This window comes from Streptomyces sp. NPDC059443 (assembly GCF_042750105.1).
Lineage (GTDB): Bacteria > Actinomycetota > Actinomycetes > Streptomycetales > Streptomycetaceae > Streptomyces.
Genome location: NZ_JBHYVM010000043.1, coordinates 1 through 24,124, shown reverse-complemented (window position 1 = coordinate 24,124; position 24,124 = coordinate 1). Strand labels below are relative to the sequence as shown.

The following is a 24,124-nucleotide window of genomic DNA, read 5'->3' as shown; positions in this document are numbered from 1 at the left end:
TCAGGCAGGTCAGGCAGGTCAGGCAGGTCAGCCCCCGGTGATCCGCCGCTCCGCGACGCCCAGGTGCTCGCCCACCCGGTTCACCAGCAGCGTCATCTCGTACGCGACGTGCCCGATGTCGGCCTCGGCGGCGCTCAGGACGCACAGGCAGCTGCCCGCTCCCGCCGCCATCACGAAGAGGACCCCCTCGTCGTACTCGACCATCGTCTGGCGCACCTCACCCGCCCGGAAGTGCCGCCCCGAGCCCTTCGCCAGGCTCTGCAACCCCGCCGCGACGGCGGCCAGATGCTCCGCGTCCTCCCGCGCGAGGCCCGCGCTCGCCCCCGTCACCAGGCCGTCGTTGGAGAGCACCACCGCGTGCCGGACCTGCTGGACCCGGCGGGTCAAATCGTCCAGCAACCAGTCAAGTTGCTTGTCCAGAGCCATATTCAGTCCCTCCCCGTCGAGGGGGGGGGGCCCGGCGCGCCCCCCCCCCCCCCCGCCCGGCCCCCCCCCCCCCGCCCCCCCCGCGTACTCGTGCCGCCAGCCTTCCCCACCAGCTGCTTTCCGGCAAGGAGGATGGACCCATGGTGAAGAAGATGACTCAAGAGGAATGGCGGGCGTTCGTCTCCCATTCCACCCGCACCGGAAAACTGTCCACCGTCCGCGCGGACGGAAGCCCCCACATCGCTCCCATCTGGTTCGTTCTCGACGGAGATTCCTTCGTGTTCAACACCGGAAAGGACACCGTCAAGGGGCGCAATCTGGCCCGCGACGGCCGGGTCGCGCTCTGTGTGGACGACGACCGGCCTCCGTACTCCTACGTCGTCCTCCAGGGCCGCGCCGAAATCAGCGAGGACCTGGACGAAATGCTCCCCTGGGCGTCCCGGATCGGCGCCCGGTACATGGGAGAGGACCAGGGCGAGGCCTTCGGCCGCCGCAACGCCGTTCCCGGTGAACTCCTCGTCCGCGTCGGCATCGAGAAGGTCATCACCGTGCGCGGGGTGACCGACTGACACACGCGTCCGCAGGCCGGTCCGCTTCACACCGAATCGGCCTGCGGCTCCACCGAGTCCAGTAGCCGGGCCGTGTGCACCCGCCCCGCGTACTCCACCAGCCGGATGAGCACTTCCTTCCCCGAATCCCTGTCCCGCGCGTCGCACAGCACCACCGGTGTCCCCCGATCCAGATCCAGCGCCCGCGCCACCTCGTTCGAGGCGTACCGCCGCGCGTTCGTGAAGCAGTTGACGGCGACCACGAACGGGATCCGCCGGTGCTCGAAGTAGTCCACCGCCGGGAAGCAGTCCTCCAGCCTCCGCGTGTCGGCGAGCACCACCGCTCCCAGCGCGCCCTGCGACAGCTCGTCCCACAGGAACCAGAACCGGTCCTGTCCCGGCGTCCCGAACAGGTACAGCGAGAGCCCCGACCGGATGGTGATCCGCCCGAAGTCCATGGCCACGGTCGTGGTCGTCTTCTGGTCGACCCCGCCCGTGTCGTCGACCAGTTCCCCCGCCTCGCTGAGCAGTTCCTCCGTCCGCAGCGGCCGGATCTCGCTGACCGAACCGACCAGGGTGGTCTTGCCCACGCCGAAGCCGCCCGCCACGAGTATCTTCAGCGCGAGCGCGGCCAGCTCGCCGTCCTCGGTTCCGGCGCCCGGGTCGCCCGCGGTCCCGGTCCCGTTGTCGTGCAGTCCCATCACAGCGCTCGCAATCCCTCGATGACTTCACGCAGAATCCGCTCGTCCGGCAGCTGTGCCGGCGGCACCGGCCGGCTGACCTTGACGTGTCCGGCCTCCAGCAGGTCCCCGAGCAGCACCCGCACCACGCCCACGGGGAGGTCCGCGTCCGCCGCGAGCTCCGCCACCGACTGGGTCTCGTCCCGGCACAGGCCGAGCAGCGCCCGGTGTTCGGGCTCCAGCAGCGACTCGGCCGCCTCGTCCGTCCCCGCCGGGTCCACGACGACCAGGGCGATCAGGTCGAACCGGACCCCGTGCGGTCCCGGCTTCGTACGCCCGCCGGTCATGGCGTACGGACGGACGAGCGGGCCCGCGTCGGCGTCGTACCACTGGCCGTTCATGCTCCGGACCGCCGTCTTCAACCGGCGGCCGGCGGGCGCGCCGAGAACCGCGGCGGGGTGTACAGGTGCTCGCCGACCCGCTTCACCAGCCGGGCCATCTCGTAGGCGATCAGCCCCATGTCGGCGCCCGCCCCGCTGAGCACGGCCAGGCAGGAGCCGTCGCCGGCGGCCGCGACGAAGAGGAAACCCTCGTCCATCTCCACCATCGTCTGGCGCACGCCCCCGGCGTGGAAGTGCCGGCCCGCGCCCTTGGCCAGGCTGTGGAAGCCGGAGGCCACGGCCGCCAGGTGTTCGGCGTCCTCCCGGCTGAGCGCGCTGGAGGCGCCCACCGCCAGGCCGTCGTTGGACAGGACCACCGCGTGCCGGACCTCGCGGACCCGGACCACGAGCTCGTCCAGCAGCCAGTCCAGTTCGCCTGACCTGCGGATGCCTTCGAGGTCGATTCTCTGATGTTCGATCATCACCGTGCTCCTTCGCCTTCGCCTTCGCTGCCTGCGTGAGGGGAGTTCTCGTGGATGCCCGCCCCGGTACTCGCCCGCGTGCCGCGCACCCAGCCGTCCCGGTACGCCGCCATCCGGTCGCGCGCCTGCTCCGGGCTGCGCCCGGGAGGGTCCTCGGCGCCGCGCGCTCCGGCCGGAGCCTTGGCGGCGGGGGCCTCGCGCAGCTGCGGGACGAGGCTGGCCTGGCGGACCCGGCGCGGCAGTTCGGTCACCGTGGCCCCGGCCGGGCCCGGGGGGACGGCCGGGGCGGGCGAGGCCGCCGCGGTCACCGGGGCGGGCGTACGGGGAACCCCGCCACCGGAGCCGAGCGTGCGCAGCGGGGCCACCGGGGCGGGACGCGGCTCCTCCCTCAGGGGGCTCCGGTCCGGGACCGGGATCCCGCGCACGTCGTCCCGTACGACGCTCACCGCCTGGGACGGCTCCGGGGCCCGCCCGGGGGCCGGCTCCGGGGTCAAGGGCGAGGCCGGGGCTGCGGCCCGGGCCGGTTCCGGCTCGGGAAAGCGGTCCCGCGGCCGGTCGGCGGGGGGCGGGGCGGCGGCCGTGAGGGCCCCCTGGAGCAGGGAGTTCGGGAGCAGCACCACGGCTGTGGTGCCCCCGTACGGCGACGTGCGCAGGTGCACCTTCACACCGTGGCGGGCCGAGAGGCGGCTGACCACGAAGAGCCCGAGCCGGTCGCTGTCGAAGAGGTCGAGCGCCTCGGACTGCTCGATGCGCCGGTTGGCCTCCTGGAGGGCCTCGCGGCCCATGCCGAGCCCCCGGTCCTCGACCTCCAGGACGTAACCGGCGCCGACCGGCTCGCCGCTGACCCGGACCTTGGTGTGGGGCGGGGAGAACTGGGTCGCGTTCTCGATGAGTTCGGCGAGCAGGTGGGTGAGGTCGGCCACGGCCCCGCCGATGACGGCCGCCTCGGCGAGCTGGCGGACCTCGACGCGCGGGTAGTCCTCGATCTCGGAGACCGCGGCCCGTACGACGTTGGTCAGCGGGATCGGCATCCTCCAGGCACGCCCCGGGGCCGCACCCGACAGGATGATCAGACTTTCCGCGTGCCGTCGCATCCGGGTGGTGAGGTGGTCCAGGCGGAAGAGGTCGCCGAGCTCGTTCGGGTCGTCGGCGCGCCGTTCCATCGAGTCGAGCAGGGTGAGCTGCTTGTGCACCAGGACCTGGCTGCGCCGGGCGAGGTTGACGAAAACCCCGCTCACGCCGCTGGCCAGTTCGGCGCGTTCGACGGCGGCGCTGAGCGCGGCCCGGTGGACGGTGGCCAGCGCCTCGCCGACCTGGGCGATCTCGTCCTCGGCGGCCGGGCCCGGCGGGGTTTCGGCGGCCACGTCGATGTCCTGGCCGGCCCGCAACCGGTCCATGGCCTGCGGGAGTTTGCGGTGGGCGATCTCCAGGGCGGTGTTGCGCAGTGAGACCAGCTCGACGACGAGGGCCCGGCCGATGCGGACCGAGATGACGAGCGAGGCGGCCACGGCGGCCAGGCCCAGCACCACGGCGACTCCGGCGGGGGCGATCACGCCCGCGCCGACCGGGTCGCCGCGGTCCGCGGAGGCCGCGTGGGCGGCGTTCTCGATCTCCCGCATGGAGGCGGAGACGGAGGTGTACGCGGCCTCCCAGCCGGCGGGTACGGGCGCGGCCCCGGGCGCGGCCCCGGCGCGGGTGTCCTTGGCGGAGCTGTCCTTGGCGGAGCCGTCCTTGGCCGGGCTGCCCGCCGGACCGGCCAGCGCCTGGTCCTCGGCGCCGGTGAGATCGGCGTAGACGGCGCTCTTGGCCACGGACTGCCAGGCGCCCTGCTGGGCCGCGGGCAGGTCCCGGGCGGCGGCGTCCGTCAGGGCCCGGCGGGTCTCGACCGCGCCGGTAAGCCGTCGAAGCGTTTCGCCGCCGCGCGGCCCCGGCACGGTCAGCAGCGCGTCCTCCCGCGACAGCTGCTCCCCCGCTCGCGCGAACTCCAGCAGGACCCGGGCGTCGGAACCGAGTTCCGCGTCCCGGCCGCCGCCGGAGAGGGCTCCGCCGACCTCCAGAGCCGAGTCGATCAAGCCGGTGTACGTCTCGTAGGCGGCGTCCGGGGTCGCACGGCGCGCGGCGATCTCCTTGCGCACGGGGCCGAGCGCGTCGGCGGCGGCGACGAAGGCGCGCAGCCGGACCACGATGTCGCTCCGGTACTCGCCGGAGTCGGCCACGGTATTGCGGTCGCCGAGCCGCAGTGCCCGTACGGCGGCGTCGGTGCGGCTCGCCTGCTGGTCCAGGGCGCCCGGCTGGCCGGGGGTCTGGGCCGCCGCGGCCTGACCGGCGGTGGGGTCGGCCAGCAGGCGGACGGCGGCGCGGCGTTCGGCCTGCAACTCGGTGACGGCCGCCGCGACCGGCGCCCTGAGCTCCCGGTCGACCTGCTGGGCGCGGCTGAGGCGGCCGATGTCCTGGGCCGCGTCCACGGTGGCGAAGCCCCAGAGGGCGAGCAGCGAGACCACCGGCACCATCAGCAGCGAGACGATCTTCGCGCGGACGGTGGCGGGGCGCAGCCGCAGTCGCGGACCGCCGGCGCCCGCGCCGCCACTGCCGCTGCCCTTGCCCGTACCGCCACCGCCACCTCCACCGCCGCCGCCGGGCATGACCGGGAACGGGGCGCCGCCCCCGAGGTCCGCCGGCTCCTCGGCGGGCGGTCCGGCGTGAGCCCGGCGGCCCGTCCCCTTACCGCGGTCGGCCGCAGGCGCGGGTGGCCGCGGCGCCGCTGCTTCCGGTGATCTGCGGGGTCTGCGCATGGGCTCCTCGTTCCGGGCGGTGCGGGCGTACGTGACGGTGGCGGGGCGATGGCTGCGGCGAGGCGGCGGCCGGTGCGACTGGCATGACCGGTGTGACGGGCGTGCCCGGTATGACCGTCGACTCAAAGGGCCGAAGCGGGCGCGCCCCGCTCGCCGAGGCGCCGGTCGGCGGAAGCCGCGGCGGAGGCCATCCGCTCGTCGGCGGTCGGGGACAGCGCGACGAACGCGGAGGTGATGAAGAGGTAGGAGCCGAGGCCGACGGCGAGCGGGAAGATGAACTGCATGGCGGTGGCCCCCGGCAGCGCCTCGTCCGAGGGGACGACGTTGACGGCGACGGCGAACATGCCGGTGTAGTGCATGCTGCTGACGGCGGCGCCCATGACGAGCGAGGCGACGGCGACGGCCGCCGGGGACTTGATGTTGAGCGCGGCCCACAGGGCCGCGGTGGCGGCGACGACGGCGATGGCGACGGAGAGTCCGACCGTCAGCGGCGCGTAGGAGACCGTGCCGTGCAGGCGCAGGGCCGCCATGCCGAGGTAGTGCATGCTCGCGACGCCGAGGCCGGTGGTGAGGCCGCCGAGGACGAGGGACCGGCCCCGGTCCTTGCCGTAGCCGACGGCGAAGACTCCGGCTCCGACGACGACCATGGCGACGAGGAGGCTGAGGATGGTCAGCGGCACGTTGTAGTGGATCTCGGTTCCGGTGACGTGGAAGCCGAGCATCGCGACGAAGTGCATCGTCCAGATGCCGGTCCCGATGGCGGAGGCCGCCGTGAGGAGCCAGTTGCGGCGGGAGGCTCCGGTCGTCGCGTCGAGCGCGCGGACGGTGCAGCGCAGCCCGAGGGCAGCGCCGATCGAAGCCATCACGTATGACAGCGCGGGGGTAAGCCAGCCATAGGCGGCGTGGTCCAGGTGTCCCATGGCCACGGGACGCTAGTCCGGGTGAGGGCGCGAACAAGGGGCGCATTTCGAAAGCCACTGGAACTGCTGGAATATGACAGAGCTACGTTCATCTTCGATCACACCACGTGCCACCTTGCACACGTTCCGCAGGCATGTGCCAACGCCCGGGTGGGGGCATCAGGTGGGGGATCATGGGCACATGAGCGAAGACCGCACGCAGGAGCGCGCACAGGACCAGCACCACGTCCAGGAGTTCTTCGGCGCACGCGCGGCCGGCTGGGACCGCAAGTTCCCCGAGGACGGGCCCGCCTTCACGACCGCCGTGGCCGAGTTCGGGCTGCGGCCCGGGGACCGGGTGCTCGACGCGGGCTGCGGCACCGGGCGGGCGATGACCGCGCTGCGCGCGGCCGTCGGCCCCTCGGGAACCGTGCTCGGCGCCGACGTCACCCCGCAGATGCTGAGCGCCGCGCGGGAAGCCGGCCGGGACGCCGAAGGCACGCTGCTGCTCGCGGACGTGGCACGGCTGCCGCTGCGCGACGAGGTGCTGGACGCCGTGTTCGCCGCCGGCCTCATCGCCCACCTGCCGGAGCCCGCGGCCAACCTGCGCGAACTCGCCCGCGTGGTCCGCCCCGGCGGACGGCTCGCACTGTTCCACCCGATCGGGCGAGCCGCGCTCGCGGCGCGCCACGGCCGCGAGCTGACCCCGGACGACCTGCGGGCCGAGCAGAACCTCGGCCCGCTGCTGGCCGGTTCGGGCTGGCGGCTGACCTCGTACGCCGACGAGGACACCCGCTTCCTCGCGCTGGCGGTCCGCACGGGGTCCGCGGAGGCAGGTCCGGGTCAGGCCGGAGGCTGAGCCTCCGCTCCGGCCGGGCGGCGTGGATGCGGTACGGGGCACCCGCCCGATCCGGGCACGGGGAACGTGCCGAGCTCGCCCACGTCATAGCCCCCGGGGTAACTCTTGATCTCCGGATTCTGGCGGGCGTAATGCGGTGCTTCGCGCGGGGGCAGCAACCGCACCGCGCGCCCGCGCAGCCGCAGCGCGCCCCGGACCAGCCGGCGGACACCGGGGTGCGGAGTCTCGTAGCGGAAGGCGCTGAGCAGCGGCTCGTCGAGGAGGGCGAGACTGCCCCGGCGGACGGCGGGCGCGAGGCGCGCCGGATACCAGGAGGCCATCAGCTCGATGGTGGCGTCGGCGACCTTCCGGCCGCCCTCGTCCCAGCCGAAGTGGGCGTCCTCGTAGGCGTTCAGAGTCGTTTCGAACTCCTCGTAGGAGCCCGGGACGTCCGTGATGCCGAGGTGGCGGCCGAGGGTGGCGTAGTAGTTCGCGCAGGCGCGCCGCTCGTGGTGGGTCAGCGGGCGCCAGCCGTAGGCGTCGAGCCAGCGGGCGGGGATCACCACGAACGTGCACAGGACGTAGCGCATGTCCTCGTTGGTGATGTCGAAGCTGCGGTGCATCTGGTTGACGCGCCGGATCGCGGTGCGCGCGGTGTCGGACTCGAAGCCGTGCTCGACGACGGCGTCGAGGAGCAGCGCGGTGTCGTCGTAGCGCTTCTGGGAGCGCTCGGTGAACTCGGCGGTGTCCGCGAGGAGCCCGCCGATGCTCGGGACGGCGTAGGTGCGGAAGAGGGCGAGTTCCAGGGCGCGGGTGAAGTCCCAGGGGAACTCGTAGGTGGCGGTGAGCCGGTAGATGGCCAGGAAGTCCTTGTCCGGATCGAGCCGGAGGATCTCCCTCAGCCGGTCGTAACGCTGCACCGGGTTCCCTTTCTGTGGCGGGTGGCCAACTCTACGTGCAGGTGGCGGGCTTGGAAATCGCCTCCCGCGAGCTCTCGACGCGGCGGTTACCCGCTGGTTAGGGTGCGCCGACAAGAGAGCTACCGGGAGGCCACGTGTCCGACGAGGACGAGGGCGGTTCGCTGTACGTGCTGACCGCCGTACTGCTGACCCCCGCGCAGTTCCCGAGCATCCTGGGTGACGACTTCCCCGAGGCGTGCTCGTTGCTGGGTGTGCCCTCGGCGGCGGCCGGATACGGGCTGGTGCTCGGGCAGGACGAGGAGGGCGCGCGGTGGACGGTCGTGGTGGACGACGTCTCACTCGTGGCCATGGCCATCGCCTCGTGGGACTGCGGGATGGAGTACGACCTGTCCCCCGACGAACGCTCCATCGTGGTCTCCCTGGCCGGCTGGCCGCTGGAACTGTCGGTGGCCGCCGCGGGAATACCGGAACCGCACGATCCGCAGCAGGGCGCGGACGGCACGGGGCGGGTGCCGCTCACACCGCCGTCGGCCGAGGCCTGGGGGGCGGCGCAGCGGCGGATGGGCGCCGACCAGATCGCCCGGCAGTGGGCGGAGTGGAGCGAGCGCGTGGCCTCGGACGGCGGGGCGGCCGCGGCCTCGCACCCGGGGCTGGCGCGGGCGCTGAAGGAGGCGCTGGGGTACACGCAGAGCCCGCCTCCGCCGGGCCGGGTCCGGTCTTCCTTCGCGGACGAGGAGACCCGGACGCTGCGGGTGGACGGGCCCGGGTGGTCGCTGGTGGCCCGCACCGGCGGGGCGGCCTTCGTCCTGCTGGACGAGGAGCCGGGCGAGGTCCTGTCGGTGCCCCACCAGGGGGGCGCGGAACTCCCGGAGCTGTCGGAGCTGCTGGCGGCGCTGGACCGCGTCGCGGTACGGCCGGTCTGAGCGGCCCCAGGCCGGGGCCAGGCCGGGCAGGCGTCGGTACGACCATGCCCGGCTCGGCCCGGCTCGGCTTAGCTCTGCTCAGACGCGATCGAGCGGGACGTGCGGGGTCGGCGGGAGCGTGATCTCGATGGTGTCGCCGGGGCGGATGGTGCCGCCCCGGTGGACCACGCCCATGATTCCGGCCTTGCGGAGCAGATTGCCCTCGTCGTCCCGGCTCACCACCTGCTTGAGCAGCCCGTGCTGGAAGGCGTCGATCTGCAGGCACGGATTGCGCAGGCCTGTCACCTCGACCACCGCGTCCGGGCCCAGGCGCAGCAGCGTCCCGGTCGGCAGGCCGAGGAGGTCTATGCCCTCCGTGGTGACGTTCTCCCCGAGCTGGCCCGGAGCGACCTCGTACCCCGCTTCGGCCACCTCCTCGAACAGCTCCCGGTGGATCAGGTGCACCTGTCGGAGATTCGGCTGCGTCGGGTCCTGGGCCACGCGGGAACGGTGCTTGACCGTGATCCCCGCGTGGACGTCGCCTTCGACCCCGAGCCCTTCGAGGAGCGTGATGCTCTCGCGCGTGGGCTTGGTGAACGAATAGACACCGTTGCTGCTGACCGCCGCGACCTGTGCCGCCCGCCCCGTGCTCATGGACCCCCCTTATGCCGCCTTCAGCGGCCGATCTGCTTCCTGGATATACCCCGCAGCCTACGACGCTGGGAGGAGTCCAGCAGGAGGTAGGCGGCCGTCGGCACACCGATCAGGACCAGCAGTCCCGCCCAGAACCCGACCACCCAGAACAGCACGATGGCTGCCGCGACTCCGGCAACCGCGACCTTTCCGCTCGTGGACATCTGCGGACACCTCTTTCTCCGTCGGCCACTACCCCACTCAACGCGCACCCCCGCTCCCGCGTTCCCGAACGCGTACCCCCCGTCGCCGCCAGGACCCGGCCAAGGGACCCGGGCGGCGGAAAGCGCCGGGAGCCGCGCACGGATCGATGTCCGTGCACGGCTCCCGGGTCACTCGTTGTCACGGCTCCTGACGCCGCGGCGTCAGGCCGACGCCCTCACCGCCGTCTCGGCCAGCTCCCGAAGGCGCCGGACGGCGTCGCCGAGATCGAAGCCGGGTCGGAACATTTAAGTACCGCAGTACGGAACCGGGACGGACGGGACGGCGCACCGGAGTGGCGTGCCAATCCAAGGAGTTCACCGAAGCGGAATGGGACCAGAGGTCTCGACCCGCGCTGCTGTTGCTGCCGCAAGGGCGCGAAGGCTGACCCGCCGGACGAACCCGAGGGGCACGGCGCAACGGAAGCGGAAGCTCCGCAACAGCCGGCTGAGGCTGCTGCGGGCGCTGGGTCGGGCGGCGGCCAACGGCCCTCGTAGGCACGCGGACGGCGGGGAGTGGTCGGCGTACTGGCCGACGTACCGCTTGTCGGGGCGGCGGGGCGGGACGACGATGGGGACGCTCCGGGCACCAGGGCACCGCGGCGGCACGGGAGGGCGACATGGACGATCCTTCGGTGGCTCTGCCCGGCGGGGCCGATCCCGTCCGGCGGGCGCGGGAACTTCGACGGGCCCACGCCGCGTTCACCCGGGACGGGCGGGTCGAGGCTCCGGTCCGGGCGGTCATCGCGCGGTCCTGGCGCCGCTGCGCCCGCGCCAGGGTCAGCCCGGAGTGCACGCCCCGGGTGGAGCTGGCCGGGTCGGAACTGCTGGCGTACCGGGAGCAGCATCCGCTGGCCCGGGTGCTGCCGCTGTTCCGGGACCTCGTGGGAGCCTTCGCCGCGCACGGGGAGCACCTGCTGGCGGTGTGCGACGCGGGGGGCGGCCTGCTCTGGGTGGAGGGCGCGTCCGCCACGATGCGGCGGGCCGAGGGCCTCGGCTTCGTGCCGGGGGCCCGATGGTCGGAGACGGAGATGGGTACGAACGCGCCCGGCACGGCGGTGGCGGTCGGGGAACCGGTCCAGGTCTTCGGCGCCGAGCACTTCAGCCGCCGGGTGCATCCGTGGACGTGCGCGGCGGCTCCGGTCCGCGACCCCCGCACGGGCCGGCTGCTCGGCGCCGTGGACGTGACCGGCGGCGACTGGCTGGCCCACCCGCATTCCCTCGCCTTCGTACGGGCGGTCGCGCGCGCGGCGGAGGCCCAACTCGCGCTGCTGGATCCTCCGCTCCCGAGGGCCGCCGGGGACTCCCTCACCGCGCTCGGCCGGGACGAGGCGCTGCTGGTCGGCGGCGGCCGCGAGGTCCGGCTCGGGCGGCGGCACAGCGAGATCATGGCCCTGCTCGCGCACCATCCCGAGGGTCTGTCGGGGGACGAGCTCGCGATCGCCCTGTACGAGGACGAGTCGGTGTCCCCGGTGACCCTGCGTGCCGAGATGTCGCGGCTGCGTGGTCTGCTGGGTCCCCGGGCCCCGCTCTCCCGCCCCTACCGCACGGCCGCGCCGCTGGAGGCCGATTTCACCGCCGTCACCCGCCACCTGGCCTCGGGGGCGGTCTCGGCGGCGCTGGCCCGCTACCCGGGCCCGCTGCTCCCCGTGTCCACCGCGCCGGGCATCGTCCGGCTGAGGCGCCGCATCGAGGACCAGGCGCGGGCCGCCGTGATCGCACGGGCCGACGCGGGGCTGCTGACCGACTGGGTGTGCAGTCCGTGGGGAGCGGACGACCCGGAGGTGTGGCGGGCCCTGGCGGCGGCGCTGCCGACTGCCGGCCGGACGGCCGCGCTGGCCCGCGTACGGGCCCTGGACGCGGAACTCGGGCCGGAGCTCGGCCCGGAGCTCGGCCCGGAACTCGCGTCTTCCCACAGGGGGTTACCGCGCGGCCGTGCAACGTACCCGCAACCTGTCCGCCCCTAGCCTCACCGCGAGCGCCGTCCGACGGAGGCCGGCGCCCGGCAAGGGGAGGACCACCATGGCCCGTTACGCTGCGCCCGGTACCGAAGGGGCGCTCATGTCGTACGCGTCCCGCTACGGCCACTTCATCGGCGGTGAGTACGTAGAGCCGGCCCTCGGCCGCTACTTCCCCAACCCCTCCCCCGTGACCGGCGAGACCTTCACCGAGGTCGCGCGCGGCACGGCCGAGGACGTGGAGCGCGCGCTGGACGCGGCGCACGCCGCCGCGCCCGCGTGGGGACGTACCTCGATCGCCGAACGCTCCACGCTGCTGCTGCGCATTGCGGACCGGATGGAACAGAACCTGGAGGCCCTCGCGGTCGCGGAGACCTGGGAGAACGGCAAGCCCGTCCGCGAGACCCTGGCCGCCGACATGCCGCTGGCCATCGACCAGTTCCGCTACTTCGCGGGGGCGCTGCGCGCCCAGGAGGGCGCGCTGAGCCAGCTCGACGAGGACACGGTGGCCTACCACTTCCACGAACCGCTGGGCGTGATCGCGCAGATCATCCCGTGGAACTTCCCGATCCTGATGGCGGTCTGGAAGCTGGCCCCGGCGCTCGCCGCCGGGAACACGGTGGTGCTGAAGCCGGCCGAGCAGACCCCGGTGTCCGTGCACTACTGGATGAGCCTGGTCGCCGACCTGCTGCCGCCGGGCGTGGTGAACATCGTCAACGGTTTCGGCGAGGAGGCCGGCAAGCCGCTGGCCTCCAGCCCGCGCGTGGCGAAGGTGGCCTTCACCGGGGAGACTTCCACCGGGCGGCTGATCATGCAGTACGCGGCGGAGCACCTCAAGCCGGTCACGCTGGAGCTGGGCGGCAAGAGCCCCAACCTCTTCTTCGACGACATCTGGACCACGGACGACGACCTGCGCGACAAGGCCCTGGAGGGCTTCACCATGTTCGCCCTCAACCAGGGCGAGGTGTGCACCAGCCCGTCGCGCGCGCTCATCGAGCGCGGCCGCTACGGCGACTTCCTCGACGCGGCCGTGGCCCGTACGGAACTGATCGTGCCGGGCCACCCGTTGGACACGGACACGATGATCGGCGCACAGGCCTCGGAGGAGCAGCTGAGGAAGGTCCTGTCGTACGTGGAGATCGGCCAGCAGGAGGGCGCGAAGATCCTGACGGGCGGTCAGCGCATCGAGCACGGCGGCGAACTGGCGGGGGGCTTCTACGTCCAGCCGACCATCTTCGAGGGCGACAACCGCATGCGGATCTTCCAGGAGGAGATCTTCGGCCCGGTCGTCTCGGTGACCTCGTTCCAGGACTTCGACGACGCCGTGCGCATCGCGAACGACACGTCGTACGGCCTGGGCGCGGGCGTGTGGACCCGCGACATCAACACGGCCTACCGGGCGGGCCGCGCCATCCAGGCGGGCCGCGTCTGGACGAACTGCTACCACGCCTACCCCGCCCACGCGGCCTTCGGCGGCTACAAGCAGTCCGGCATCGGCCGGGAGACCCACAAGATGATGCTGGAGCACTACCAGCAGACGAAGAATCTTCTGGTGTCCTACTCACCGAAGAAGCTGGGCTTCTTCTAGCCCACACGCAAGAAGGCGCCTGACCTGGGCTTTTGCCCAGCAGGCGCCTTCTTTATTCACTGGAGTGCTCCGTTCGCGGCAGCGCTGGAAAATGTACCGCTTCTCCCAGTTCCTCCCACCCGTCTCCCACCTCTGACCAGCTGTTCCGGGCCATACACGGGCCAGATTCTGGATCAGTCCGTAGTAGCGGCGTCCGCGCTCCGACGGCTCCACTCCTGCATCGACTCCTCGATGAGGCGGTTGGAATGCTCCTGCAGGCAGTCCAGAAACGTGGCGTAGTACTGGAACAGGACCTGGATGCTCTGGCCGGCCCGGCGGGCGCATTCGGCCGGATCCACGCCGGAGTGCAGCCAGAACGAGATGCCTGCGTGGCGAAGGTCGTAGGGCCTCTTGGCGAGGAGCGACGACTACTCATGGCCTGCGAGGGCCTTCGCACATGCCCGCGCCCACGTGGTGCCGCAGGCGGACGCATCAACGTAGTTGCCAGCCGCGTTACGGAAGAGACGGCCATCCAACGTCACACCGAAACGGTCGATGTGTTCCCTCAGCGCCGGCGACGTGATCACGAACGGGAGCTCCTACTGCTCGGCCGGCCTGCCCGCAGTCCGCAAGAGCGACAACGTCCGTGTCATGGTGACCGCCGGGCACTGCTTCAACGACGGAGAGCGCATCTACACCGGAGCGGGCCCGACACCCTCGTTCGGCCACTTCTACGACGGCCTGAACATCCAGACCGGAAACTACGTCGGTACCGTCTCCGGCATCGCCACCAACTGGGACGCCGAAATGCTCATCGGCGCCGACAACAACGCCGACGTAAGCGAGTCCACCGGCTACGCACCGGTGAGCTACGCCTACTCGCACAACGGTGACCCTGATGTGTGCCAGAACGGTGCAGCGTCCTTCTTCATGCAGCAAGGCACCGTCTGCGGCATCCGGGTCATCAACGATGACATCACCTACTCCATGGACAACGGCTGGACCGCGAGGGGGGTTCAGGGCACCCGGCTTCCGAACGCCCAATGGACCGTCGCCCACGGCGATAGCGGCACCATGGTCTTCACCAAGACCGGTTCCACGCGCCAGGCCCGAGGGGTCGTCTCAGCCCTCTCCAGCCCGTACCAGACCTATGCCGGCAACTACGTCTACTGGACCGAGGCCACGGACATCTTCAACCAGTTCGGACTGAAGCTGAACCCGACAACGCAACTCGGCAGTGAGGGCGGGTGGCGATCCTAAAGGAGGCCATCCGCCCTCACTCGCTGCTGTCCCCGCAGGAACCGGGGGCAAGCCTGATGCGTCACACCGGCATGAATCCACGCTCACTTCGCGCGCGGGCAACCCTGACGGCCCTGCTCGGCGCTTTCACGCTCGGCGGCTGCGGGCAAGCCGACCAAGCCGGCATCCCAGAGTCGGGGCCCTCCTCAACCTCCCAGCCCATCACGAGAGCGACCACCATCAGCTCGGACGGCCGGACCCTCACGACGGTCATCCCAGTGGGGGGATGCCAAAGGGGCAAGCTCTCAGGTACCGAGACCGACACCACGGTCTCCCTGACCCTGACGCTCACGACAGAGGAAAAGAAGGGGGAAGCCTGTACAGCGAACATCAGGCTGGCCCCGGTGAGCTTCACGCTCAAGAAACCGCTGGATGCCCGTAAGGTCGTCGACCGAGCGACAGGCAACCCGCTCCCCATCACACAACCGTAGAGGTTCGACCCCCTACGACAAGACGACTACGACTTCAAGGTCAGTAATCGAAGTCGGGACGGGGGAGGACGATCGTGCCAGCCCAGACCTGGCCTGCTCGGGCATTCAACCCCGTCAGACCGCTGGAGCGGCCGATTTCCGGGAACCTATCCGAGGACGGCGGCGGCGCGCTCGGCGAAGGTGGTGGTGGCGAGGCCGGGATGTTTCCGGCTGAGGGTTGTAGCGAGGCCGGACAGGCGTCCGTGCAGGCCGTACGTCTCGTCGGCGATGCCGGGCCGGCCTACGAGGTGTTCGCGCGCGTGGACGGTGTTCTGCAGGGCGAGCCAGGCGCGGCCAGTGGCGGAATCGACAGCCTCGGGGCAGTATCAGAGCCCGGGCCGGAAAGGCGACCATAGCGGTCATGGGACACCCCGAACTCATGAGCCGGACCAGGGCCTGCGCGACTGCGGGCCTCTTCAACCTGAACGAGCAGAAGGCGCTCGGCGACCTCGCCAAGTACGTCAACGGGAAGCAGGACTCGGCCGTCAAGGCCCTCCATGACGTCGACCACGTGAACGTCTCCTACGCCGACCCCATCCCGACCTTCTCCGGTCACGGCACCTGCGACAACGACGAGTGGGTCAAGGCCATCGTTGCGGGGCCCAACGGGAACGGAGACTTCCACAACAAGGACTTCCCCGACGCCGTGGAGACCAAGCCGACCTTCTGCCTGTGGGACGTCGCGGGCGGCGCATGCCTGAGCCGGGAGTCCTTCCACCCGAACAGCTCCGGAACCTCGGGCTACGCGAAGGTCATGGAACAGCAGCTGCGCGACATCGGATACGGCGCGATCTGATGGCCAATCCCCCTGAGGGTCATAGCAATACCCGAAGGACCGGGCGATACCTGCTCTTCGGGTGTGCGCTCGTCCTTCTCTCACTCGCCGCCGTGTTCCTCTGGCAGTTCTTCCAGCACGTCGGTCCGCAGTTCGCCACCTCCGACCCCGCGCCTAAGCGGGAGACCCTCACCCCCGCCGAAGAGCAGAGCGCCGAACCCCGTAGAGCGGCCATGGAAGCTCTGGCCAAGGACCTTCAGGACGAGCCAAAACTGACCGAGGACCAGCTCCGAGGCCGCACGAGAACCGCTCTCACCTTGACTTCGTCGGCGCAGGTCGACATCAAGGTTGCAAGTGGCGGACGTCCCGCCAGAATCGGGCTGAGCGAAGGCCGAGTCTGTATCAATGCCACCATCTATCCGGGGGAGGCCGGCGCCACGGTCGAAGGGCACAACCCTGACGGCTCTTGCCTCCCACGCGACTGAGGAACCGTACGTTTTGATGGTCCAGGCATGACGCCAGGGCCTCTTGGCAGCCCGGGGGTACACACCAACCCGAGCAATGCCAGGAGGCCCTGTTGTCGCTGCTCCGCGCAGTTCAGGCCTGCGTGACCCCGCCTACGAATGCGGCCCAGGAGCCGAGCGTCACCGCCAGTTCGATGCCAGCGTTTACCTTCGAGTCCCGGTTGTGGACGGCGTCGGCGCAGGCTGCGACCTCGACGCGGTTGTCACCCTCGCTACCGCTGTCCAACGGTTGATGACCTACATCCAGGCCTGCCCGATGCCGGTACGGGCTTCCGGTATGAGGCGGGCTGCTCAACGGACTGCGCCTCGTGCTCGTCGAGGCGACGGCCGAAGAAGGAGACGGCCCGATCGAGGACTCAGCCGTCAGCCGTCCGTGGGCGGCGCGTCGTGGTAGGGGTTGCGCGGTTGGCCTATGGGCTTCAGGCCACCGACCTCCATGGTCGGGACGGGGTTCTCGGCAGCGACTTCGTCGCCCCGCCAGACGCCCGTGACCTCGACCCAGGTGTCCTTGTCGGGCGCCTTCACGCCGCGCATCTCCACGCGCAGGGTCCGCACGTCCGCCGCGCAGCAGCTGAGCTTGAGGCGGTTGAGGTACCAGGTGTCCGGGCTCTTGCCGGCGGAGACGAATCCGAGCAGCCGGACCGTGCGGTCGCGCAGGGTCTTCGGCGCGTGCACGGAGCGCCCGATGAACTCCTCCATGGCCATGGGTGTGGTCGGCGCGTCCGCCAGGTCCTCGTAGGCGGCCTGCTCGACGCCGGCCGCGGCCCCGTCCCGCGAGGCCGTGTACGAGCCCAGCGCCGGCGGGGCGACGAACATCAGGGTGAGGGCGGGCACGGCGAGGAGCCAGGCGATGCGCGTGGCTCCCCCGTGCCCGTGGTCGTCGTGCCCTTCTGTGTGCTCGTCGTGCCCTTCAGCGTGCTCGTCCAGCGGCTGCCGCACCCGGCGCACCAGCTCGACTGCCAGCCCCGCGAGGCCCAGGGCGACCAACAGGAATCCTGACGCGACGAGGTACGGCCGCAGCCCTTCCTTCACGTACCGGAGGTACACGTCGCTGCGCACGGTGGTGTGCAGCAGGCCCGTGCCGGTCAGCGCCAGCAGGACGGGCGGACCGAGTCCGCTCAGCAGGCCCGGCTGTGCCACGCGGGAGGGGGGTCGTCCAGTCACAGGAGTACGCCTCCGACGAGTACGCAGCACAGGATCGCCACGACGAACGTGCCGGTGCAGAACCGCACCGCGAACGCCCGCCCGAACGCCCCCGACTGGAGGGCGATCAGCTTCATGTCGACCATCGGGCCCACCACCATGAAGGCGAGGCGGGCGGTGGGCGAGAAGCCGGTGAACGAGGACGCGACGAACGCGTCCGCCTCCGAGCACACCGACAGGAGGACCGCGAGCGCCGCCGCCACCAGGACGCCCAGCCATGGAGAACCGGAGAACGCTTGCAGGACGGACGGCGGTACGAGGACGTTGAAGGTCGCCGCGGCCATGGCGCCGACCACCAGGAACCCGCCCGCCTGCAGGAAGTCGTGCTCCAGCCCGCGCCGAAAGGCCTCCATCCGGCCCGCGCCGGGTGCGTGATCCGCATGCCCCGTCGGCAGCCGCAGCCACTCCTCGCGCCCCCACCGGATCCACAGCCAGCCCATGACGACCGAGGTGACGAGCGAGGCAACGAGCCGCGCGACCACCATCTCGGGCTTGCCGGGGAACGCGATCGCCGTCGCGACCAACACCACCGGGTTGACGGCGGGCGCGGCGAGCAGGAACGTCAGGGCCGCCGCGGGAGCCACGCCCCGGCGCATCAGACTGCCCGCGACCGGCACCGAGGCGCACTCGCACCCCGGCAGCACCACTCCGGCCACACCGGCCACCGGAACGGCGAGGACGGGGTTGCGGGGCAGGATCTTGGAGAAGATCCGGGCGGGGACGAACGCGCCGATGGCCGCCGAGACGACGGTGCCGAGAAGCAGGAACGGTACTCCCTGCACGACGATGGCCATCAGCACCGTGCGCCACGTCTCGAACGCCGCAAGCCCGAACAGCCGCTCCAGCCACGGTCCGGCGAGCACCGCGACCACCACGGCTCCGACGAGGGCCGAGCGGACCGTGCCGGTCGTCGCCCGGCGCCGTCGGCCCGCGTCGTCCTCGCCGCCATGCGGGTCGAAAGGACGTGGTGGCGCAATCGCCGCACTCCCCGAGCCCTCAACCACGCTGCGTCCCTCGCTCTTCATCCGTCGAGGCGCGGCGGACCGCGCCCAGCCCGACCGGAGGTGGCCCCGCGCGAGCGGGGACACAATAGCCGACGACAATCATATTCAGCTCTCGCCCAGCGGCTCGATCAGGACAGGAGGGCCGTCTCCCGGTCGTTTCCGGAGGGCCCGACGAGGGCCGTGACACGGCCGGCGCGGGCTGTCAGGCTGACCCCCGGTCGTCCGCCGCACCCAACCTGGAGTCCCCTTTGGAACCGACGTGGCGCTTGATGCACGGCCCCCACCTTGTCGGCGATCTGCATCAGTACACGGTCGACATGCCCTGGTTCATCTGCCGATTCGTCCCCGGACCTGGCTGGCCGGCGGTCCGAGAGCTTTATGCGGCCTTCGCCCAGTGGCAGGACCGGCGCGAACCAGACCCTGAAGGCATCGGGTTCCTTGAATTCGCGGGCCCGATCTCCGACCTCGGCCTGGAACTTGAGGCACCGGACGGAATTCGCATGCCGGTCTTCCGGCGCGCCGCCGTATGGATCCGCGACGATATTGCGCGCGTACGCTGCTAAAGATGTGCACCGGCCCTGGCCCCTCCCGGCCAGAGCCAGCGAGCGCCGCGTGATGGATCTGCTCCTGCCCCGCTCTCTATCCGGTGACCTGGACGGTGACGGTGTACGTCTGCTGGTCGGGCGCACAGGGTTTGGCCTCGCCGCAGCTGGTGCGCCCGGAGGTCAGCTCGGCGGTGCCGGGCGCGCCGGTGGTGAAGGTGGTGCTGACGGTTCCGCAACCGCCGCCCGGGCGGCAGGAGGGGGAGGGGCCGGACGAGGGGGCGCCGGCCGGCCGGACCGTCTGGGGGGCGGAGCTGCTGGCGCCCGACCAGTAGGTGCTGTGCAGGTCGATCCGGATCGTGGTGCCGGGGCCGACCTTCACCGTGGTGTGGTTCGCCTGCTCGTCCAGGACGACCACGGCCGGGCCGGCGGGCGAGCCGGTCGCGGCGGGCGAGCCGGCGGTCGCGGTCACGGTGGTCGGATCGGTCGAGGCGCAGCCGGCCAGCCCGAGGAGGGCGAGTGCGAGGACGGCGGTTCTCTTCATGGACATGATGGGTGTCTCCTTGTGCTGCTGCGCGTACGTCGCGACCGGTGCGACCGGTGCGGATCTGACGTACGCGGGCCCCGGGCGGATCCGCCCGGCCCGGGAACGACGGCGCCGGGGCGGCCCGTAGGCCCGCCCCGGCGCTGGTCAGGCGTGCTGCGTCAGGAGACGGTCACGTCGTCGTAGTAGGTGTAGGTCGCGTCACCCGCGTAGTTGTCGTCCTGGCTGGTCAGGGTGAGGGTGTAGCTGTGGCCGGCGGTCAGGGCGCCGGACGCGTTCTGCCAGCCGCGGCCCGTGGTGCAGGTCTTGGCCAGGACCGTGGTGGTGGTGCCGGTGGTGTTGTCCTTCAGCGTGGCGGTCGCCCAGTCGTAGGTGACGGTGTCCGGGCAGGTCACGTTGTAGGCGAAGGAGACCTTGGTCGAGCCGGTGGGCGCGGTGAAGGTCTGGCTGACCGAGGAGGTCGTGCTCGGGCTGGTCGAGCCGAGCTGCGCACCGTAGCTGCCGGTGTGCGCGGCGGCGGCGACGGCGGAGGCCGAGCCGGTGGCGGTCCAGCTGCTCAGGTCGCCGGTCTCGAAGCCGCCGTTGGCGACGCCGCCGCCGGTGACGACACCGTTCTCGGTCCAGGTGAAGGTGGTGCTGCCCGAGGCGCCGGTGGTGTCGGTCGCGGTGACCGTGACCGAGGAGGTGCCCGCGGTGGTCGGGGTGCCGGAGATCAGGCCGGTGGAGCTGATCGACAGGCCGGCCGGCAGGCCGGTGGCCGAGTAGGTCAGGGTCTGACCGGCGGCCGAGTCCGAGCCGTTGATCTGCAGGCTGGCCGCGGTGCCGACGGTGCCGGTCTGGTTGCCCGGAGCGGTCACCGTGACGGTGTTGCCGTGGGTGAGGATCGCGTGGGTGATCGCGCAGGAGTTGGTGTCGTTGGACCAGCTGGCCTGCTCGGCGAAGGTGCCGGAAGTGCCCAGCGTGATGTTGGCGGCGCCGCCGGTGGTGCCGGGCCTCAGCCAGGCGCACTCGTCGGAGTTCTCCTGGCCGTTGTACGAGCTGCCGGCCACGTGGTTGGTCCAGCCACCCGCCGGGTTCTGGTCCGACATCATCTCCTGCCACTCGTGGCCGAGCGTCATGGTGTAGCCGTCGAGGGTGCCGGGGGAGTTGATGAAGCCGACGCCGCAGCTCGCGCCCTGGTCGATGTTGTACGGCTGGTTGGAGAAGGCGATGTCGCCGTAGGGCGAGGCCGCCGCCCCGCCGGTCAGCGTGGTGTCGCCGTTCCAGTCGTGCCAGGCGCAGTAACCGGTGGTCGGGTTCTTGTAGTCATCCGGGTTGGTGCCGTGGGGCGACAGGATCACGTAGTAGGCGTCGCGGTTCGACGCGGCCGTGGTGTTGCCGAAGTGGGCAGCCGCGTTGACGGCCTCCACGCCGAGCTGATGTCCCGTCGCACCGGCCGGAGAGGCGGCCGAGTTGTCGTACCAGACGCCGGCGAGCACGCCGCCCGACTGGTACGGGATGAAGTTGGCGTTCGAGGGGCAGCTGGTCGCGCCGGTGGCCACGTTCGGGCCGTCGCACCACTGGGTCAGGTCCGCGGACCAGGTCTCGCCGCCGGTGCCGATGCCCTTGAACATCTGCTGCGTGGCGCCCGCGGCGCCGGCCGAGTCGCCCGAGAACTTCGCGTTCCCGTTGCTGTCGGTGCTCTGGGTGCCCCACTGGCTGCCGTAGAAGACCAGGTAGACCTTGGAGTGGCCGCTCTGGACACCGATGCCGTCGACGCCGCCGCCGTACGAGAGCGTCTGCTGGCCGGTGGCCGCCGCCTGCGTCTGGTGCGCGATCCGCCAGCGCTTCATGGCCTCGTACTGCTGCACGCCCGGGATCGCGCCGTGCCGGTACGCGTGCTGGTACTGCGGGGCGTACGGGTTGAACTCGTTCGAGATGCCGGATCCCGATCCCGACCCGGTCGGGTCGGTGTGGGCCTGGGCCGGCGCCGCGACGCCGACCAGACCGGCGGCGGCGATCGCCAGTGTGGCGAGCCCGCTGAGGGCGGTGAACCGCGCCCGGCGGATGGTGGGGGGTATACCCATGGTTGGGGGTGCCTCTCTCATGCCGACCACCCGCGCGCCTCGTGGGCGTCGGGTAGTCGCTTGCGTGGACGGGGCCGCCGGTCATTTCGCACGATGCCGGGAATGCTGCCAAGCAGCTGCGGCATGACGAAATACCAGGTGGGGAAGGCCCGTTGGCGGCCGAGCCGAAGCAAAGCAGAGTTGATGAACACCGGTCAACAGATGGAGTTAATGAGAAGTTAAAAGGACGTTTCCGCAGGCGACAGGTACGGACCAGGGCGAAATCCACGCGCGTAGCGGCACAACGAATAGCGCGGAGATACAGCCTTTGACTGTTTGGCCAGGATTCCCTGACGGCCCCTCACTCGGCCCTGCCCTGACCACGGTCGGCCGCTGGGCTTCTGACGGCCCCCCATGCCGACCGTCAGTGATCCGTATGGACTTGGCCGGTCGCCGTCAAGGTCCTGTCATGGGGTGACCACGCGTGCCAGGACGCGGGGATAGCTTCGGTGTCGTGCCCCGGACCGCCTCCCCGCGTCCGGGGCCCCACCTGCCACTCGTGGTTCCTCTGGGAGGGCCCCATGTGTTTGTTCCAGTACGAAGACGACCCCGAGCCCGAAGAACGGGTCCCGGCCGGGACCCCGCCCCTGTACGTGCCGGCCCGGCCGGGAACCGCGCAGGTGGTGGTGCGCCTGTTCCGCACCCCGCTGGGTGCACGTACCGCCGTCGGCTTCACCACCGCGGAGCGGCTGGCCGCCACCCTCGGCGTGGAGCAGCCGTGGATCCGGCTCTCGGAGACCGCGCTCCGCGCGATGGCCGAACCGCTCGGAGCGTCGCTCATGACCGTCGACCCGACCTTCACCGCTCCGGCGGTCAAGGCGGCAACGGCCACCGGTCCGGTCACGGCTCCTGCCCCGCAGGCACCCGAAACCGCCGCCCGGACCGTCTGAAGGGGATCACGCCATGAGCATCACCGTCCTCCCGGAGACTCCGGCCGACGCCGACGCCGACGACCTGTCCATCTGGCCCGCGTCCACCGGCCGCCTCCCGCACGGCGGCCTGTCCGTCGGCGGGGTACCCCTGGCAGAGATCGCGGAGCGATTCGAGACCCCGGTCTACGTCCTGGACGAGGGCGAGGTGCGCGGACGCTGCCGCACCTTCCGGGCCGCCTTCCCCGAAGCCGACGTGCTCTACGCCGCCAAGGCGTTCCTCTCCCGTGCCATGGTGCGCTGGGTACACGAGGAGGGCCTCGGCCTCGACGTGTGCTCCGCCGGGGAGTTGGAGCTCGCCGTGACCGCGGGCTTCGCGCCCGAGCGGATCGTGCTGCACGGCAACGCCAAGTCGCCCCGGGACATCGAGGCCGCGCTGCGGCTCGGGGTCGGACGGATCGTCATCGACGGTCCGTCCGAGATCGCCCGGATCGCGGCCGCCGTCGGCCCCGAGGGGCGCCAGAAGGTCATGGTGCGGGTGGTGCCGGGAGTCTCTGCGGGCGGCCACGACAAGATCCGCACCGGTACCGACGACCAGAAGTTCGGCCTGTCCCTCGCCGACGGGGGCGCGCAGCACGCCATCGCACGGATCCTGGCCCAGCCTCAGCTCGAACTGACCGGCCTGCACTGCCACATCGGCTCGCAGGTCAGCGAGGTGAAGCCGTACGTCGTGGCCTTGCGCCGGATGGTCGGGCTGATGGCCCGGATCCGCGACGCGCACGGCGTCGTCCTGCCCGAGCTGGACATGGGCGGCGGCCACGGCATCGCCTACCGGCCGGGCGAGCCCGCCCTCGACCTCATCGCCCTGGCCCGCCGGCTGCGCTCGGAGCTCGTCGAAGGTTGCGCCGCCGCCCGGCTGGCTGTCCCCCGGCTCCTCATCGAGCCCGGCCGGGCGGTCGTGGGACCGGCCGGAGTCGCTGTGTACCGGGTCCTCGCCGTCAAGCACACCGGCGGTAAGGTGTTCGTCGCCGTCGACGGCGGGATGAGCGACAACCCCAGGCCCGCGCTGTACGGGGTGCGCTACGCGCCCCGCCTCATCGGCCGCCGCTCCACGGCCTGCCCCCGTACGACGACCGTCGTCGGCCGGCACTGCGAGGCCGGGGACATCCTCGCGGACGGTGTGGAACTGCCGGGTGACATCCACCCCGGCGACCTGCTCGCCGTACCCGTGGCGGGCGCCTACCAGCTGTCCATGGCCTCCGGCTACAACCTCGTCGGCCGCCCCGCGGTCGTCGCGGTCCACGAGGGCACGGCCCGGCTGCTCGTACGGCGCGAGACGCTGGAGGACTTCCGCAGCCGGGACATCGGCGGTTAGGCCGCCTCTTCCGGATCTTGCCTGGCCCGCGCCGCCCGGCACCGCACCTCGCCGCACTGCCGGGGCTCCCGCCGGACCTTCGCCCCAACGCGGGGGGGGGGGGGGGGCGGAGGGCGACTCTCACCCGGG

At 71.7% G+C, this 24,124-nt stretch carries 26 protein-coding genes; 11 read left to right on the top strand and 15 right to left on the bottom strand.

Annotation, left to right across the window (positions count from 1 at the left end; translation table 11 throughout):
- Nucleotides 1-27: 27 nt before the first annotated feature.
- Complete coding sequence (locus ACFXDJ_RS31690; protein WP_112449847.1) at nt 28-426, bottom strand: roadblock/LC7 domain-containing protein; 399 nt, start codon at nt 424-426, stop codon at nt 28-30.
- A gap of 140 nt (nt 427-566) precedes the next feature.
- Between ACFXDJ_RS31690 and ACFXDJ_RS31685 the strand changes: the two genes are divergently transcribed.
- Nucleotides 567-995, top strand: coding sequence for a PPOX class F420-dependent oxidoreductase (locus ACFXDJ_RS31685; RefSeq protein ID WP_384851048.1), 429 nt, complete (start codon nt 567-569; stop codon nt 993-995).
- 26 nt (nt 996-1,021) lie between these two features.
- Here the strand turns inward: ACFXDJ_RS31685 and ACFXDJ_RS31680 are convergent, their stop codons facing one another.
- The 5 genes from ACFXDJ_RS31680 to ACFXDJ_RS31660 form a co-directional block, all read right to left on the bottom strand.
- Complete coding sequence (locus ACFXDJ_RS31680; protein WP_384664066.1) at nt 1,022-1,675, bottom strand: ATP/GTP-binding protein; 654 nt, start codon at nt 1,673-1,675, stop codon at nt 1,022-1,024.
- Nucleotides 1,675-2,055 carry a DUF742 domain-containing protein gene (locus ACFXDJ_RS31675; protein ID WP_371614670.1) on the bottom strand — a complete coding sequence of 127 codons (381 nt, stop codon included), beginning with the start codon at nt 2,053-2,055 and terminating at the stop codon, nt 1,675-1,677. The genes ACFXDJ_RS31680 and ACFXDJ_RS31675 overlap by 1 nt, the downstream gene beginning before the upstream one ends.
- Before the next feature lie 17 nt (nt 2,056-2,072).
- A complete protein-coding gene (locus tag ACFXDJ_RS31670) occupies nt 2,073-2,516 on the bottom strand; it encodes a roadblock/LC7 domain-containing protein (protein WP_384664068.1) in 444 nt (147 codons plus the stop codon).
- Complete coding sequence (locus tag ACFXDJ_RS31665; protein ID WP_384851046.1) at nt 2,516-5,308, bottom strand: nitrate- and nitrite sensing domain-containing protein; 2,793 nt, start codon at nt 5,306-5,308, stop codon at nt 2,516-2,518. The genes ACFXDJ_RS31670 and ACFXDJ_RS31665 overlap by 1 nt, the downstream gene beginning before the upstream one ends.
- 122 nt (nt 5,309-5,430) lie before the next feature.
- On the bottom strand, nt 5,431-6,228 hold the full coding sequence (locus ACFXDJ_RS31660) for an MHYT domain-containing protein (protein WP_384663574.1): 798 nt from the start codon (nt 6,226-6,228) through the stop codon (nt 5,431-5,433).
- Between the two features lie 181 nt (nt 6,229-6,409).
- On the opposite strand from ACFXDJ_RS31660, the gene ACFXDJ_RS31655 reads away from it, so the two are divergent.
- Nucleotides 6,410-7,066 carry a class I SAM-dependent methyltransferase gene (locus ACFXDJ_RS31655; protein WP_384851044.1) on the top strand — a complete coding sequence of 219 codons (657 nt, stop codon included), beginning with the start codon at nt 6,410-6,412 and terminating at the stop codon, nt 7,064-7,066.
- Here the strand turns inward: ACFXDJ_RS31655 and ACFXDJ_RS31650 are convergent.
- Nucleotides 7,051-7,965: an oxygenase MpaB family protein gene (locus tag ACFXDJ_RS31650; RefSeq protein WP_384663570.1), complete on the bottom strand. Its 915-nt coding sequence runs from the start codon at nt 7,963-7,965 to the stop codon at nt 7,051-7,053. The genes ACFXDJ_RS31655 and ACFXDJ_RS31650 overlap by 16 nt on opposite strands.
- A gap of 134 nt (nt 7,966-8,099) precedes the next feature.
- Between ACFXDJ_RS31650 and ACFXDJ_RS31645 the strand changes: the two genes are divergently transcribed.
- Complete coding sequence (locus tag ACFXDJ_RS31645; RefSeq protein ID WP_384663568.1) at nt 8,100-8,888, top strand: hypothetical protein; 789 nt, start codon at nt 8,100-8,102, stop codon at nt 8,886-8,888.
- Nucleotides 8,889-8,966: 78 nt separating this feature from the next.
- Here ACFXDJ_RS31645 and ACFXDJ_RS31640 read toward each other — a convergent pair whose 3' ends face one another.
- The gene (locus tag ACFXDJ_RS31640; protein ID WP_384663566.1) at nt 8,967-9,521 is read right to left on the bottom strand and encodes an MOSC domain-containing protein; all 555 of its coding nucleotides are present in this window, start codon (nt 9,519-9,521) and stop codon (nt 8,967-8,969) included.
- Between the two features lie 20 nt (nt 9,522-9,541).
- Nucleotides 9,542-9,724: a hypothetical protein gene (locus tag ACFXDJ_RS31635; RefSeq protein ID WP_384663576.1), complete on the bottom strand. Its 183-nt coding sequence runs from the start codon at nt 9,722-9,724 to the stop codon at nt 9,542-9,544.
- Nucleotides 9,725-10,380: 656 nt separating this feature from the next.
- On the opposite strand from ACFXDJ_RS31635, the gene ACFXDJ_RS31630 reads away from it, so the two are divergent.
- Both ACFXDJ_RS31630 and ACFXDJ_RS31625 read left to right on the top strand, forming a co-directional pair.
- Nucleotides 10,381-11,727, top strand: coding sequence for a GAF domain-containing protein (locus ACFXDJ_RS31630; protein WP_384661473.1), 1,347 nt, complete (start codon nt 10,381-10,383; stop codon nt 11,725-11,727).
- Nucleotides 11,728-11,782: 55 nt separating this feature from the next.
- Nucleotides 11,783-13,306 carry an aldehyde dehydrogenase family protein gene (locus ACFXDJ_RS31625; protein ID WP_384661472.1) on the top strand — a complete coding sequence of 508 codons (1,524 nt, stop codon included), beginning with the start codon at nt 11,783-11,785 and terminating at the stop codon, nt 13,304-13,306.
- Between the two features lie 173 nt (nt 13,307-13,479).
- Here ACFXDJ_RS31625 and ACFXDJ_RS31620 read toward each other — a convergent pair whose 3' ends face one another.
- Nucleotides 13,480-13,644 (bottom strand): integrase, encoded by a 165-nt coding sequence (locus ACFXDJ_RS31620; RefSeq protein WP_384661469.1) that lies wholly within the window; start codon nt 13,642-13,644, stop codon nt 13,480-13,482.
- A gap of 220 nt (nt 13,645-13,864) precedes the next feature.
- On the opposite strand from ACFXDJ_RS31620, the gene ACFXDJ_RS31615 reads away from it, so the two are divergent.
- From ACFXDJ_RS31615 to ACFXDJ_RS31605, 3 genes are all read left to right on the top strand, one after another.
- Nucleotides 13,865-14,545 carry a hypothetical protein gene (locus tag ACFXDJ_RS31615; protein ID WP_384661467.1) on the top strand — a complete coding sequence of 227 codons (681 nt, stop codon included), beginning with the start codon at nt 13,865-13,867 and terminating at the stop codon, nt 14,543-14,545.
- 870 nt (nt 14,546-15,415) lie between these two features.
- Entirely contained in the window at nt 15,416-15,850 is a 435-nt protein-coding gene (locus ACFXDJ_RS31610; protein WP_384661466.1) for a hypothetical protein, read from the top strand.
- Nucleotides 15,851-15,942: 92 nt separating this feature from the next.
- Nucleotides 15,943-16,314 carry a hypothetical protein gene (locus ACFXDJ_RS31605; RefSeq protein ID WP_384661463.1) on the top strand — a complete coding sequence of 124 codons (372 nt, stop codon included), beginning with the start codon at nt 15,943-15,945 and terminating at the stop codon, nt 16,312-16,314.
- Between the two features lie 112 nt (nt 16,315-16,426).
- Here the strand turns inward: ACFXDJ_RS31605 and ACFXDJ_RS31600 are convergent, their stop codons facing one another.
- The 3 genes from ACFXDJ_RS31600 to ACFXDJ_RS31590 form a co-directional block, all read right to left on the bottom strand.
- Nucleotides 16,427-16,579: a DUF397 domain-containing protein gene (locus tag ACFXDJ_RS31600; protein WP_384661460.1), complete on the bottom strand. Its 153-nt coding sequence runs from the start codon at nt 16,577-16,579 to the stop codon at nt 16,427-16,429.
- A gap of 137 nt (nt 16,580-16,716) precedes the next feature.
- Nucleotides 16,717-17,517: a TIGR03943 family putative permease subunit gene (locus tag ACFXDJ_RS31595; RefSeq protein ID WP_384851042.1), complete on the bottom strand. Its 801-nt coding sequence runs from the start codon at nt 17,515-17,517 to the stop codon at nt 16,717-16,719.
- Complete coding sequence (locus ACFXDJ_RS31590) at nt 17,514-18,581, bottom strand: permease (RefSeq protein ID WP_384661454.1); 1,068 nt, start codon at nt 18,579-18,581, stop codon at nt 17,514-17,516. Before ACFXDJ_RS31590 ends, ACFXDJ_RS31595 begins: the two co-directional genes overlap by 4 nt.
- A gap of 227 nt (nt 18,582-18,808) precedes the next feature.
- Between ACFXDJ_RS31590 and ACFXDJ_RS31585 the strand changes: the two genes are divergently transcribed.
- A complete protein-coding gene (locus ACFXDJ_RS31585; protein ID WP_384661451.1) occupies nt 18,809-19,123 on the top strand; it encodes a hypothetical protein in 315 nt (104 codons plus the stop codon).
- A 76-nt stretch (nt 19,124-19,199) separates the two neighbouring features.
- Here ACFXDJ_RS31585 and ACFXDJ_RS31580 read toward each other — a convergent pair whose 3' ends face one another.
- Together ACFXDJ_RS31580 and ACFXDJ_RS31575 are read right to left on the bottom strand one after the other, a co-directional pair.
- Nucleotides 19,200-19,652 (bottom strand): hypothetical protein, encoded by a 453-nt coding sequence (locus ACFXDJ_RS31580; RefSeq protein WP_384661448.1) that lies wholly within the window; start codon nt 19,650-19,652, stop codon nt 19,200-19,202.
- A 155-nt stretch (nt 19,653-19,807) separates the two neighbouring features.
- On the bottom strand, nt 19,808-21,712 hold the full coding sequence (locus ACFXDJ_RS31575) for a putative Ig domain-containing protein (protein WP_384663648.1): 1,905 nt from the start codon (nt 21,710-21,712) through the stop codon (nt 19,808-19,810).
- A 560-nt stretch (nt 21,713-22,272) separates the two neighbouring features.
- Here ACFXDJ_RS31575 and ACFXDJ_RS31570 point away from each other — a divergent pair.
- Both ACFXDJ_RS31570 and lysA read left to right on the top strand, forming a co-directional pair.
- Nucleotides 22,273-22,641, top strand: coding sequence for an SAV_915 family protein (locus ACFXDJ_RS31570; RefSeq protein WP_384663650.1), 369 nt, complete (start codon nt 22,273-22,275; stop codon nt 22,639-22,641).
- Nucleotides 22,642-22,654: 13 nt separating this feature from the next.
- A complete protein-coding gene (lysA, locus tag ACFXDJ_RS31565) occupies nt 22,655-23,995 on the top strand; it encodes a diaminopimelate decarboxylase (RefSeq protein ID WP_384663652.1) in 1,341 nt (446 codons plus the stop codon).
- Nucleotides 23,996-24,124 lie beyond the last annotated feature (129 nt).

Excerpts from the sequence above, each read along its gene's own strand:
- ACFXDJ_RS31690 (WP_112449847.1), bottom strand. The coding sequence starts at position 426 with ATGGCTCTGGACAAGCAACTTGACTGGTTGCTGGACGATTTGACCCGC.
- ACFXDJ_RS31685 (WP_384851048.1), top strand. The coding sequence starts at position 567 with ATGGTGAAGAAGATGACTCAAGAGGAATGGCGGGCGTTCGTCTCCCAT.
- ACFXDJ_RS31680 (WP_384664066.1), bottom strand. The coding sequence starts at position 1,675 with ATGGGACTGCACGACAACGGGACCGGGACCGCGGGCGACCCGGGCGCC.
- ACFXDJ_RS31675 (WP_371614670.1), bottom strand. The coding sequence starts at position 2,055 with ATGAACGGCCAGTGGTACGACGCCGACGCGGGCCCGCTCGTCCGTCCG.
- ACFXDJ_RS31670 (WP_384664068.1), bottom strand. The coding sequence starts at position 2,516 with ATGATCGAACATCAGAGAATCGACCTCGAAGGCATCCGCAGGTCAGGC.
- ACFXDJ_RS31665 (WP_384851046.1), bottom strand. The coding sequence starts at position 5,308 with ATGCGCAGACCCCGCAGATCACCGGAAGCAGCGGCGCCGCGGCCACCC.
- ACFXDJ_RS31660 (WP_384663574.1), bottom strand. The coding sequence starts at position 6,228 with ATGGGACACCTGGACCACGCCGCCTATGGCTGGCTTACCCCCGCGCTG.
- ACFXDJ_RS31655 (WP_384851044.1), top strand. The coding sequence starts at position 6,410 with ATGAGCGAAGACCGCACGCAGGAGCGCGCACAGGACCAGCACCACGTC.
- ACFXDJ_RS31640 (WP_384663566.1), bottom strand. The coding sequence starts at position 9,521 with ATGAGCACGGGGCGGGCGGCACAGGTCGCGGCGGTCAGCAGCAACGGT.
- ACFXDJ_RS31635 (WP_384663576.1), bottom strand. The coding sequence starts at position 9,724 with ATGTCCACGAGCGGAAAGGTCGCGGTTGCCGGAGTCGCGGCAGCCATC.
- ACFXDJ_RS31630 (WP_384661473.1), top strand. The coding sequence starts at position 10,381 with ATGGACGATCCTTCGGTGGCTCTGCCCGGCGGGGCCGATCCCGTCCGG.
- ACFXDJ_RS31625 (WP_384661472.1), top strand. The coding sequence starts at position 11,783 with ATGGCCCGTTACGCTGCGCCCGGTACCGAAGGGGCGCTCATGTCGTAC.
- ACFXDJ_RS31610 (WP_384661466.1), top strand. The coding sequence starts at position 15,416 with ATGGGACACCCCGAACTCATGAGCCGGACCAGGGCCTGCGCGACTGCG.
- ACFXDJ_RS31590 (WP_384661454.1), bottom strand. The coding sequence starts at position 18,581 with ATGAAGAGCGAGGGACGCAGCGTGGTTGAGGGCTCGGGGAGTGCGGCG.
- ACFXDJ_RS31580 (WP_384661448.1), bottom strand. The coding sequence starts at position 19,652 with ATGTCCATGAAGAGAACCGCCGTCCTCGCACTCGCCCTCCTCGGGCTG.
- ACFXDJ_RS31575 (WP_384663648.1), bottom strand. The coding sequence starts at position 21,712 with ATGGGTATACCCCCCACCATCCGCCGGGCGCGGTTCACCGCCCTCAGC.
- ACFXDJ_RS31570 (WP_384663650.1), top strand. The coding sequence starts at position 22,273 with ATGTGTTTGTTCCAGTACGAAGACGACCCCGAGCCCGAAGAACGGGTC.
- lysA (WP_384663652.1), top strand. The coding sequence starts at position 22,655 with ATGAGCATCACCGTCCTCCCGGAGACTCCGGCCGACGCCGACGCCGAC.